Consider the following 10,680-nt stretch of genomic DNA (forward strand, 5'->3'; position numbering starts at 1 on the left):
CCATGGCGTTGAACGAGAACATCATGATCCGGCTCATGGCCGACACGTCGAACTACACCGCGAAGATGCAGGCCGCATCCGCGCAGGCGTCCAAGCTCGGCACCGCCATGGAGAAGCCCATGACCACCAGCGAGAAGGTGGGCGCGGGCTTCACCAAGGCCGGCCTCGCCATAGGCGCGGTGTCCGCCGCCATCGGCGTGGCCGCCGTATCCGCGTTCGCCCAGTTCGACGCCGCCATGAGCACCGTGCAGGCCAACACGGGGGCCAGCGCCCAGCAGATGCAGCAGCTGCGGCAGGCCGCATTGGATGCCGGCGCCAACACCGTCTACTCCGCCTCGGAGGCCGCGGACGCCATCAACGAACTCGGCAAGGCCGGCATGAGCACCGGAGACATCCTCGCCGGCGGCCTGACCGGCGCGCTGAACCTCGCGGCCAGCGACGGCATGGCCGTCGGCGAGGCCGCCGAACTCATGAGCTCCACGCTCGCCCAGTTCAACCTCACCGGCGCCGACGCATCCCGCGTGGCCGACGCATTGGCCGCCGGCGCCGGCAAGGCACAGGGCAGCGCACGCGACCTCGGCTACGCCCTGCAGCAGTCCGGCATGGTCGCCAACTCGTTCGGCATCAGCATGGAGGAGACCACCGGCACACTGGCCGCGTTCGCCAACTCCGGCATGATCGGCTCCGACGCCGGCACCAGCCTCAAGACCATGCTCATCAGCCTCGCGAACCCGAGCACCAAGGCCAAGAACCTCATGCAGGAACTCGGCATCAACGCATACGACGCGCAAGGCAACTTCGTCGGCCTCGCCAACCTCGCCGGCCAACTGCAGGACAGGATGGGCGGCCTGTCACAGGAGCAGCGCAACCAGGCGCTCGCCACGATATTCGGCTCCGACGCCATCCGCGCCGCCAACGTGCTGTACGCGGAGGGAGCGGACGGCATCAACCAGTGGACCAGCGAAGTCAGCGAAAGCGGCTTCGCCGCCGAACAGGCCGCCGCGAAGAACAACAACCTCAAAGGCGACCTCGAGAACCTCGCCGGCAGCTTCGAGACCATGCTCATCACCGTCGGCGAGGGAGCCAACGGGCCCCTGCGCTCCATGGTGCAGACCGTCGACATGCTCGTCGACGCGTTCACGAACCTGCCCTCCGGCGTCCAACAGGGCGTCGTCGTCATGGGAGCCGCCGTCGGCGCCGCCACCCTCCTGCACACCAGCTTCGGCAAACTCGCCACCAGCGGCAGCCGCTTCGGCCAGGCCATGGGCATGGTCGTCGACCCCATCCAACGATTCCAGGCGGCCGGCAGCAGCTTCTCCTACGGCATGCAGGCCATCGGCGCCGCATTCGGCAGCACCGAACGGCAGATGCAGACGTTCGGCACCACCGTAAGCCGCACACAGGGAGTCACCACCGGACTGAAAAGCATGGCCGGCGGCGTCATCGACCTCATGGGCGGACCATGGGGCATCGCCTTCACCGTCGCCGGCGCCGCCCTCATGAACTGGGCCAACAAGGCACAGAAAGCCAAGCAGTCGGCGGACGAAATCAAAACCGCGATGGAAACCACCGGAGACGTCAGCTCCACCATGGTCGACCAGATGCAGAACATGGACTTCGGATTCCTCGACCGCATGGCCAGCCACGCGAAAAACCTGCCCGAACTGCTGGAACAGACCGGCATCAGCATGGAAACCATGGCCCGCGCCGCCCAAGGCAACGACCAGGCCATGAGCACCCTCAACAACAAGATGCAGGAACTGTCCGAAAGCACGCTGCCCTACCAGAACCAGCAGGGCCTCATGCTCAAGAAAAGCCTCGACCAACTGTCCAACGCCTATCAGGAAGGCACCAAGAGCGCCGACGACGCGAAGAACGCGAAGGACGCGCTCGCCGGCTCGGACTCCGCGCAGGCCGGGGCCGCGAACGACGCCGCGGCGGCGAACCAGGCGAATGCGGACGGGCTCAGCGGGTCCGCCTCCTCCGCGCAGGAGGCCGCAGACGCGCAGACCATCCTCGCGGACAGCTTCGGCGCATCCACGGGAGGCATCAGCGACCAGGCAAACGCCCTCGGCGAGGCCGTGTCCGCACTGCAGACCTACTACGGGTTCGCCATCAGCAGCTCCGACGCCCAGATTGCATTGCAGGAATCGTACAGCAAGGCGTCCACGGCGATCAAGGAGAACGGCCGCACGCTCGACCTGACCACCGAGGCCGGACGCAACAACCAAAGCGCCCTGAACGACGTGGCCTCCTCCGCGCTGAAGGCGGCCGAAGCGCAGGCCCGCAACGGCGAAAGCCTGCAGAACATCTACGGCACCGTCGACACCGCGCGAGACAAGTTCATCCAATTCGCCCAGCAGATGGGAATGAGCGCCGAACAGGCCGCCGAACAGGCCGACAAGTACGGCCTCACCCGCAGCGAGGTCGAACGGCTCGCCAAGAGCGTGCAGTCGGTGCCCGACGAGAAGACCACGAAAATCACCGTGACCGACGACGCATCCAAGGCGTTCGACGGACTCAAACTCAAGATCGAGGCCACGCCCGACGGCAAGAACGTCACCATCAGCGGCGACAACACCGGCGCCATGGAGGCCATCGCCGCCGTCACCGGCGCGACAATCGACCCCAAGACCGGCACGTTGAGCCTCGACAAGGAGCAGTACGACATCGCCCTCGCGATGGCCAACGGCGCCCGCATCGACCCCAAGACCGGCGTGCTGCTGGGCGACAACAGCCCCATGCTCGCCAAGGTCGCGCAGGCCAACAATTGGAAGATCAACAAGAAGACCGGCGTCATCAGCGGCAACAACGGCCCGTTCTTCGCGGCGAAGGCCGCAGTGGACGCCGCCCGCATCGGCGGCAAGTCCACCACGTTGAGCGCCATCGACAACGCGTCGAAGACCATCGAACTCGTCCGGGGCATGCACATCCCCGACAAGACGTTCAATATCATCGCGCGAAGCAACATGAGCGACCTCAACGGGGCCGCGTCCGGCACCGGGCGCATGGGAACCTTCGCCACGGGCGGCATCGTACGGGGGCCTGGCACCGCGACCAGCGACAGCGTCCCCACGCTCCTGTCCAACGGCGAATACGTCGTCCGCGCCGCCGCCGTCCGCAAATACGGCCGGCACATGCTTGACGCCATCAACTGGCAGCGGTACGCCGAAGGCGGGCTCGTGCGCAACGTGCAGCCTGCCCCCCGCGCATACGCCGTGCCCGCAGCCACCGGCCGGGGCACGTCCAACGCCGACGTGGTCGACGCCATCCGCGCGCTGCAGGACTCGCTCGGCCCCATCATCGCGGACTGGACCCCCACCACCGGCAAACGTCAACGAAGGAGGGACATCATGGAGGCGCTGCGCCAATGAACACGTTCACATACACCAGTGGCGACGGCAGCGCTGTGCTCGACCTCAACGACCCCGACGGCGTACTCATCGGCCAGATCAGGGAGCTGCGCACACGCGAATGGGACGTCGACCTCGGCCACCGGTCGCTGGAGGCTACACGCTCCGCCAGGGAGGTCAAGGCCACGGGAGTCATCCGCGGAGACAAGACCCCGTTGGAGACCGTGGACCGCGTCTTCGAAGCCGATCTCTACCGTTACGTGGAGCTCAAGGGCGACGCGGGCGTGCTCGAGGTCGACGGATGGCGCCAGCCCTGCCTGTGCGTGAAGACGGAACCCGACTACGTGAGCCCCCAGCTCACGCGAGTCGAGTTCACGTTCGCCCTGTTGGACGGATTCTGGCACAAGCCCGTCCGGCAGTCGTTCAGCCGCAGCACGGCACGCTACAACGGCGGCAAGGGATACCGGTACGACTACCGGTACGACTATCTGCCCAGCCGTAACCGCAGCATCCTGCACAATGATTCCGCGCTGCCCAGCCGCGCGAAGATCATCGTCTACGGGGCCGCGTCCACGCCGAACATCAGCATCGGCGGCAACAAGGTCATCGCCGACGTGACCGTGCCGTCCGGCGGCTACCTCGTCATCGACGGGACCGCGATGCCACGCACCGCCGAACTGGTCGCCGCCAACGGCGACCGCACCAACGTGTACGGCAAGCTCCACCGCGACCAGTCGGCCGGCGAATACGCGTTCGAGCCCATCCCCACTGGAGACGTGCAGATCGGCTGGGACGAAAGCTTCGGCTTCGACATCGAATGGTGGCTCGAACAGACGGGACTGCCATGGACATGATTTACATGGATTCGACGCGCAACGTGCTCGGCGAACTCGTCAGCCCGACGCTCGACCTCCAGTTCGGGGGAGACCAGAACGACGCGAACGACTTCGAACTCAGCCACAAGACCTCCGGACTCGTGCTGCAGGCCGGCATGTACGTGAGCGTGGAAGGCACCGAATACGGCGGCACCATCGACGAAATCTGCCCCACCGTCGCAGACGGACGCGCCTCATACACCGTCAAGGGGCGCACATGGCACGGCATCCTCGCCGGCAAGATCATCCAACCCGACGCGGGCACGGACCGGCTCACCGTCAATGGCGAAGCCAACACCATCATCCGCACCATCATCAGCCGCATAGGGCTCGGAGGCATCTTCACCGTGGCGACGGAATCCAGCGGCCTGACCGTGGGCAACTACTCGTTCCGCCGCTACATCAACGCGTATCTCGGCCTGCGCATGATGCTCACCGGCATCGGCGCACGACTCGACATCGCCAACACCGACGGCGTCACCACCATACGGGCAGTGCCCGCCACCACATACGGGGGAGCAGACAGCGACCAGCGCATCGACTTCACGGCGGAAAAGGCGTACCGGCGCACCAACCACCTCATCGGACTCGGCAAGGGCGAACTCAAAGCCCGCGCCGTCAGCCACTGGTACGCCGACAAGAACGGCGCCGTCAGCCAGAAGCAGACGCTCACCGGCGTGGACGAGATCGTCGAAACCTACGAGCTGACCAGCAGCGAAGGCACCGACCTCTCCGACAAGACAAGGGACAAGCTCAAGGAAATGCAGGCCGAAGGCAACGTCGACATCGACGTGCCCGACGACATCGGACTGCACGTCGACGACATCGTCAAAGCCTACGACGCCATCACCGGCATCAGCGTCACGTCCAATATCACCCGCATGGTCGTCAAACTCGACAACAGCCAACCGACCATCGAATACACCGCCGGAGTCCAGGACTGGCCCGACGAACAGGAATAGGAGGAGCACATGCCCAAAACCACGAACATCACCCAATACGAATGCGACCGCGACGGCTGCCCCGTCAAGGAATACGTCGGCCCCAGCGAGACCGCATCCCCCGACTGGCACATCATCAAACGAATCAACCGCAACAACGAGGAGAAGTCCATGCTCCTCTGCGGCGCGGACTACAAGGAGTATCTCCAGCTCGCCGAAAACCAGGACAAGGACTTCGACCTGTGGAAGACCGAGCTCGTCGACGGAAAGAAGGAGTAGCAGATGGGAATCGAACTCGTAACCGGCAGCCTCGGCGGTGACACCCCGCACGTCACCTCCGACCAGGACGCCTATCTGCACGCGTCGTTCGCCGGAGTCGGAGGATACCTGCTCAAGGTTCGAGACTGGGAGACGAAACCGGTCATGAAGGACGCGAACAACGTGACCATCCCCGCATGGGAGCTCATGCTCGAAGGCCGGCAGATGCACATCGACATGGCCACCGACGTGAACATCCAATCCGGCTCCCAAGGCCAGAAACGCCGGGACCTCGTCGTGGCCCGGTACGCGAAGGACCCCACCAGCGGCGTCGAGACCGCCAGCCTCATGGCCATCAAGGGCACCGCCACCAGCGGCACCCCAGTGGATCCCGCATACGAATCGGGCAGCATCATGGACGGCGCCATCGTCTCCGACCTGCCCCTGTGCCGCATCAACCTCGACGGCATCACCGTCACCAAGGTCGACACGCTCGTCAACGTCATCCAACCACTGGAGGACGTCTGGGATTCCCTATCCCAGACACAGCAGACCATATCCAAACTGCCCCGCGTCTTCACCGGCACGAGTCTCGTCACCCAGGGCAACGCCAAGGGATGGGCCGAGCTATGGAACCTTGATTCGTTCCGCGCGAAGTTCGGTCGCGATTGGACCACCGACACGTACATCGGTGTGATGAACTCCCATTGGGATGCGGCGAACGTCATCCCATTAGGCGTCCGATACGTCGAATCGTCGCGGCGTCTCGACGTGGTCTTCGACAAGAACACAGGAGTGCAGACCCGTGTCAACTGGATCGTCGCATTTCCTGCCTAGCATTCCCTATCCCAGATGGGGCCGACCGTGCTCGTGGACAACGTCAACGGCAGCATCAAGGGTGTCAGGGTCGGCAGACTGGTCCAGCTGCAGATTCGCGCCACGAAGAGCGCGAACGGCAGCTGGGGCAATCTGACGTTGGGCACCATCCCCGCTGGCTGGAGACCGTTGGACGACAGCATCTTCGCAGGCAGCGGCCGCGAAGGCGGCAGTCAGAAGGAGATCGTCGTCTACGCGGACGGAAGGGTGGAGTCACGCAACCAATCGGGCGCCCAGCCCGGCGCCGGATTCCGAATCGACTGTTGCTATATCGCCTCATGACCCGGTTTATGCGGCGATATAGCACACTGTCGTGAGCACGCCCTCGTTGGATTGTGTGCCTCCCTGGTTCTGGTAGTTGATCTTGCCGTTGCTGGAGACGATGATGCGCATCTGGTTGTGGCCGTCACGGCCCGCCGTGGGCGCGGACACGTCGGCCTTGGGCCTCCACGAGGCGGGCAGTGTGCCGATGGTCTCTTCACCCCATGCGGTCGTCAGCTTCGTGCCGATGCTGACGTTGAGCTGGACGAGTTTGCCCCACCGGATTCCCGTCACCGTCTTGTCTCCGCCCGGACCACCGTTAATGAGCATGGTCGGTCCCGATTGCGTCAACGTCGCCTGCGTCTGGGATAGGGAATGCTACGCCATGGGGAAAAACACCACCCAGTTGATTCGGACCTGTGCAGTATTGTTCCCGCTAAACATGACATCAATGCGCCCCGGATTCTTGACGAATCGGGTACCTATCGGGATGATGCCGTTCGCCTCCCAGTGCGCGTTCGTCACGGAGACGACAGTGCCGTCGGTCCAGTCGCGACCGAACTTCGTTCTGAACTCGGCCAGTGTCCACAACGGCGCATAACCGTTGCCGCTCGGCTGGGTGACGATGCTCATGCCTGTCATCACGCGTTTGTTCATCGCGGCGAGATCACGGTCATGCTGGCCGACACGAGTGTTCAGCTTGCTTGCGAAATCATCCGTCTGGGATAGGGAATGCTAGGCGAGCTCTCCGTATGCGTAGACATATTGATAGTAGTCCGCGGCAGGTTTCGCACCTGATGAGTAATTACGCAAGCCCAGTGTGCAACCGGTTCGGGTTACATCTTGAATGGAAACCGGGAGCCACGCGTCTCCTGGCGTAGCCAGGACGAAAGGTGCTGCCCTGAATGGCCTCGGCCATGTTACCGGCACCTCTCGGCCGGCTCCAGCACCGGTGCTTTGCGCGGCAATACCTTTCCGCGTTATCTGCCATACGCCTCTAGGCAGTGAATCTATGCCTTCTTGCATCTGGGATAGGGAATGCTATTAGCTGATGAGATGCCGCTCAAAGAGACGCTGTGCGTCTCTCAATGCTGTGATGTCGGGCTTGAGATAGTACTTCGCGGTGGTCTTGATATCTTAGTGACCTAGCATTTTTGAGACCACGCTGATATCGGCGCCAGCGGCCAGAGTGTTCGTCGCCCAACTGTGGCGGAGATTGCGTGGCGGCGTGTAGGGGAGTTTGTGACGCCGGCAGAACGATTTGTATGCTCTAGCGGCTTTGGGTGGGGTGAGCTCGCCGATGAGCCTGCCTGACGATTTGATTTCGCGGAGACGCTTGACCGCGAAGCGGGGGAGAGGTAATGTTCGGCGGCTGAGCTCGGTTTTCGGCGGTACGACGACCTCATGCCCCTTAATCCACTGCAGCCCGCGCTCGACGTGTAGGACTCCACTACGTAGGTCGATGTCCGACCATTCGAGGCCATATCCCTCCTCCGAGCGGAGTCCGCAGCACGAGGCGCAGAGGATCCACGCTTCAAGCTCGAACCCGTAGAATCCACGTAGTTGGTCGCGCTGCTGTTGCACGGTCAGGAGCACAGGTTCATAGTGACGGACCTTTGGCAGGTTGATGTCACGCCGTGTCATGTCAATATCGAGCAGCCCCCAGCGGACTGCGCGCCGAAGCATGGATCTCAATACCGCCCATGCTTTACGTGCGGCTCCGGCCTGACTGAACCCGCCCAACCATCGGTCCAATCGTTCGACGTCAATGACCTCCATCTCCAGGAGACCGAATGCGGGTTGGATGTGCCGACGCCATGCGCTCTCATATCCGATCAGCGTGCATTCGCGCAGATTGGCCATGCAGTAGGGCAGAAATTTCCGCTCCCAGAAATCATTCAGAATCATAGTTTCCTCCAAAAATCCCATGCGCCTTGTCGGGCGTTCCGGCGGGAAAGCGTGTGGGATTCCAGACAATCAGAAATAAGGGGCACATAGTGGACGAAATCATCATCAGCGTGGTCGTCGGAGTCCTGATTTCCGCTATCAGCGCTCTTGGCGGGATTCTCTGGCAGCGGGTCAAAACCATCATGGCCAAGCAGGACGTGCGCGACGAAGCGCTCAGTGCACTGCTGTTCGACAAAATCGCCCGTCTGCATTCCGAAACCGTCGCTCAGGGGAAACCGGCAAGCGTGGACGACAAGCGGAGGGCCGATGTGGCATGGAACGCCTACCGGGCCCTCAACTCAAAGGTCATCGAGGACGGGACAACGGCCCACCTGCACGAGGAGATAGTCAACGCACACGTCAAGGAGGATTAGGCATGGATGAGGAAACCCTTTTTGAACGGCATCCAATCATCTCGACGTTACTGATACTCGGTCTCATCGTTGCGGCAGGCGTATTGCTGGCGATTCTCGGTTATCTGTTGGCCGTGGCCATCGGCGCGGCTGTGTGGCTGCTCATCGTCGTCATCGTTGCCGCGAGTCTGTAATCCCAAGGTTTGCCGCGCTCCTGCGGCCATAGGAAAGGAGGTCACCGTGCCGGACACGGATGACAAGAATCTGGCGTCAGAATCCAGTCGGGCTGACGCCGTCAAGGATGTCGAAAAGATTGAGGAGGTGCATTATGGCGACCGCGACTGACGTGCTCAGGGTTGCAGCCGGCCAGATCGGCTACAGCCGGTGGAACGACTCCCAGCAGGGAACGAAATACGGGCGATGGTACGCCGCCAGCCACGGCAGCTACTATGGGGCGAACGGTGTTCCATATTGCGCCATGTTCGTCAGCTGGGTCATGGCGCAGGCTGGCCAGAGTTTCCCCGGCCTGCCTGCCGCATACGTGCCTTACGTGCTTTCCGCAGGCCGCGCCGCCGGCCGTGAGGTGGCGAAGACCGCCGCTCGGCCGGGCGATCTGGTCATCTTTAACTGGGATGGAGGGGTGGTCGATCACATCGGCTTTGTCGAGGTCAATCGTGGCTCATACCTCCAGACGATTGAGGGCAACACCAACAATGGTGCGGTGGCCCGGCGCACCCGCGCGTGGGGAGTCGTCGCGGCTATCCTGCGGCCCTCCTACGGTTCCGTCGCTGTCAACGGCGCCTTGGCCGTGGATGGATACTGTGGCGTAGCCACCGTGTCCCGCTGGCAGCGCGTCATGGGCACTCCCGTCGATGGTGTGATTACCGGACAGGTCGTGCCCGACAATCGCACCTATGGGCGTCCCAACCTGATGAGCTACGGATACGGCGGCTACGGATCCACCATGATCCGTGCCGTACAGCGGAAAATCGGTGGACTTTCCGTCGACGGGCTTCTCGGCCCGGCCACCATCCGTGCCATCCAACGTCGGCTGGGTGTCGCTGCTGACGCCTGGTTCGGTCCCGCAACCGTCAAAGCGCTGCAGAAGCGTCTGAATTCCAATAGATTCTAGGGAGGCATACATGTCTGATATCGAGTCCACTGATGAATCAACCACGCCCGAGCAGGTTTCCAATCCTGTCGAATGGGTGAAGCGCGCCGCCGTCCGTGCTGTGAAAACGGCAGCTCAGGCTGCGCTGGGCGTCATCGGCACGGGCGTGGTCGGCCTGCTGCAGGTCGACTGGGCGAACATCGGTTCCGTGGCAGCCATGGCCGCGATCGTGTCCCTGCTCACCAGCGTCGCCGGCATCCCCGAAGTCGATGACGGCCTCAGCCTGCGCAAGCTCCTGACCAAGGCCTCATAGGCCCCACATCCAATCAGCCCCGTCCGGCCGCATAACCTGCGTCTGGGCGGGGCTGATTGTCGTTTAAACGAAAGATTTGATGGGGAACTTGATGGGGAACCTTTTTCAGTAGGTCTTGAAATCCCAATGAATCCAACGAAAATATGAGATTGGATGGAATCCCCCTCACTCCGCCACGGAATCCCGGACGATTGTCCGGGATTTTTTTTTCATTGAGCCGGTCTCGCTGAAAACCGACGTCGCAATCGTCGGCTCGTCTCTATAATCGGGCTAAGGGTCAAAACGTGGGTCTTATTCGCGCGTGTTGTTGGCGTGTTGGTAGGTTAGTGTGAGCGTCCGGCCCAGCCGGTTCTGATGCCGAACCCGCTTTCGTAGGCGTCGACGCCGGTGGC

At 62.7% G+C, this 10,680-nt stretch carries 13 protein-coding genes; 10 read left to right on the forward strand and 3 right to left on the reverse strand.

Annotated features, from left to right (window positions below; translation table 11 throughout):
* The first annotated feature begins 2 nt into the window (after positions 1-2).
* From KIH77_RS08860 to KIH77_RS08885, 6 genes are read left to right on the forward strand one after another with little or no spacing between them, the layout of a single operon-like run.
* Entirely contained in the window at positions 3-3,374 is a 3,372-nt protein-coding gene (locus KIH77_RS08860; protein WP_219101062.1) for a phage tail tape measure protein, read from the forward strand.
* A complete protein-coding gene (locus KIH77_RS08865; protein WP_219101064.1) occupies positions 3,371-4,207 on the forward strand; it encodes a hypothetical protein in 837 nt (278 codons plus the stop codon). The genes KIH77_RS08860 and KIH77_RS08865 overlap by 4 nt, the downstream gene beginning before the upstream one ends.
* Positions 4,198-5,190 carry a siphovirus ReqiPepy6 Gp37-like family protein gene (locus KIH77_RS08870; RefSeq protein ID WP_219101066.1) on the forward strand — a complete coding sequence of 331 codons (993 nt, stop codon included), beginning with the start codon at positions 4,198-4,200 and terminating at the stop codon, positions 5,188-5,190. The genes KIH77_RS08865 and KIH77_RS08870 overlap by 10 nt, the downstream gene beginning before the upstream one ends.
* Positions 5,191-5,199: 9 nt before the next feature.
* The gene (locus KIH77_RS08875) at positions 5,200-5,448 is read left to right on the forward strand and encodes a hypothetical protein (RefSeq protein WP_219101068.1); all 249 of its coding nucleotides are present in this window, start codon (positions 5,200-5,202) and stop codon (positions 5,446-5,448) included.
* Positions 5,449-5,451: 3 nt separating this feature from the next.
* Positions 5,452-6,264 carry a hypothetical protein gene (locus tag KIH77_RS08880; RefSeq protein ID WP_219101069.1) on the forward strand — a complete coding sequence of 271 codons (813 nt, stop codon included), beginning with the start codon at positions 5,452-5,454 and terminating at the stop codon, positions 6,262-6,264.
* A 27-nt stretch (positions 6,265-6,291) separates the two neighbouring features.
* Entirely contained in the window at positions 6,292-6,585 is a 294-nt protein-coding gene (locus tag KIH77_RS08885) for a hypothetical protein (RefSeq protein WP_219101071.1), read from the forward strand.
* A 6-nt stretch (positions 6,586-6,591) separates the two neighbouring features.
* Here the strand turns inward: KIH77_RS08885 and KIH77_RS08890 are convergent, their stop codons facing one another.
* From KIH77_RS08890 to KIH77_RS08900, 3 genes are all read right to left on the reverse strand, one after another.
* Positions 6,592-6,894, reverse strand: coding sequence for a hypothetical protein (locus KIH77_RS08890; RefSeq protein WP_236024593.1), 303 nt, complete (start codon positions 6,892-6,894; stop codon positions 6,592-6,594).
* 48 nt (positions 6,895-6,942) lie between these two features.
* Positions 6,943-7,197 (reverse strand): hypothetical protein, encoded by a 255-nt coding sequence (locus tag KIH77_RS08895; RefSeq protein ID WP_219101073.1) that lies wholly within the window; start codon positions 7,195-7,197, stop codon positions 6,943-6,945.
* Between the two features lie 504 nt (positions 7,198-7,701).
* A complete protein-coding gene (locus KIH77_RS08900; RefSeq protein WP_308283334.1) occupies positions 7,702-8,472 on the reverse strand; it encodes a site-specific integrase in 771 nt (256 codons plus the stop codon).
* Positions 8,473-8,561: 89 nt separating this feature from the next.
* Between KIH77_RS08900 and KIH77_RS08905 the strand changes: the two genes are divergently transcribed.
* The 4 genes from KIH77_RS08905 to KIH77_RS08920 all read left to right on the forward strand — a co-directional run bounded on the left by KIH77_RS08905 (position 8,562) and on the right by KIH77_RS08920 (position 10,288).
* Positions 8,562-8,885 carry a hypothetical protein gene (locus KIH77_RS08905; protein WP_219101075.1) on the forward strand — a complete coding sequence of 108 codons (324 nt, stop codon included), beginning with the start codon at positions 8,562-8,564 and terminating at the stop codon, positions 8,883-8,885.
* A 2-nt stretch (positions 8,886-8,887) separates the two neighbouring features.
* Positions 8,888-9,058: a hypothetical protein gene (locus tag KIH77_RS08910; protein WP_219101077.1), complete on the forward strand. Its 171-nt coding sequence runs from the start codon at positions 8,888-8,890 to the stop codon at positions 9,056-9,058.
* A gap of 134 nt (positions 9,059-9,192) precedes the next feature.
* Positions 9,193-9,996 (forward strand): CHAP domain-containing protein, encoded by an 804-nt coding sequence (locus KIH77_RS08915; RefSeq protein ID WP_219101079.1) that lies wholly within the window; start codon positions 9,193-9,195, stop codon positions 9,994-9,996.
* 10 nt (positions 9,997-10,006) lie between these two features.
* Positions 10,007-10,288, forward strand: coding sequence for a holin (locus KIH77_RS08920; protein WP_219101081.1), 282 nt, complete (start codon positions 10,007-10,009; stop codon positions 10,286-10,288).
* Positions 10,289-10,680 lie beyond the last annotated feature (392 nt).

The organism is Bifidobacterium pluvialisilvae, assembly GCF_019331695.1.
GTDB classification, from domain to species: Bacteria; Actinomycetota; Actinomycetes; order Actinomycetales; family Bifidobacteriaceae; genus Galliscardovia; species Galliscardovia pluvialisilvae.

Coding starts and splice junctions, on each gene's coding strand:
- KIH77_RS08860 (WP_219101062.1), top strand. CDS start 3: ATGGCGTTGAACGAGAACATCATGATCCGGCTCATGGCCGACACGTCG.
- KIH77_RS08865 (WP_219101064.1), top strand. CDS start 3,371: ATGAACACGTTCACATACACCAGTGGCGACGGCAGCGCTGTGCTCGAC.
- KIH77_RS08870 (WP_219101066.1), top strand. CDS start 4,198: ATGGACATGATTTACATGGATTCGACGCGCAACGTGCTCGGCGAACTC.
- KIH77_RS08875 (WP_219101068.1), top strand. CDS start 5,200: ATGCCCAAAACCACGAACATCACCCAATACGAATGCGACCGCGACGGC.
- KIH77_RS08880 (WP_219101069.1), top strand. CDS start 5,452: ATGGGAATCGAACTCGTAACCGGCAGCCTCGGCGGTGACACCCCGCAC.
- KIH77_RS08890 (WP_236024593.1), bottom strand. CDS start 6,894: ATGCTCATTAACGGTGGTCCGGGCGGAGACAAGACGGTGACGGGAATC.
- KIH77_RS08895 (WP_219101073.1), bottom strand. CDS start 7,197: ATGAGCATCGTCACCCAGCCGAGCGGCAACGGTTATGCGCCGTTGTGG.
- KIH77_RS08900 (WP_308283334.1), bottom strand. CDS start 8,472: ATGATTCTGAATGATTTCTGGGAGCGGAAATTTCTGCCCTACTGCATG.
- KIH77_RS08910 (WP_219101077.1), top strand. CDS start 8,888: ATGGATGAGGAAACCCTTTTTGAACGGCATCCAATCATCTCGACGTTA.
- KIH77_RS08915 (WP_219101079.1), top strand. CDS start 9,193: ATGGCGACCGCGACTGACGTGCTCAGGGTTGCAGCCGGCCAGATCGGC.
- KIH77_RS08920 (WP_219101081.1), top strand. CDS start 10,007: ATGTCTGATATCGAGTCCACTGATGAATCAACCACGCCCGAGCAGGTT.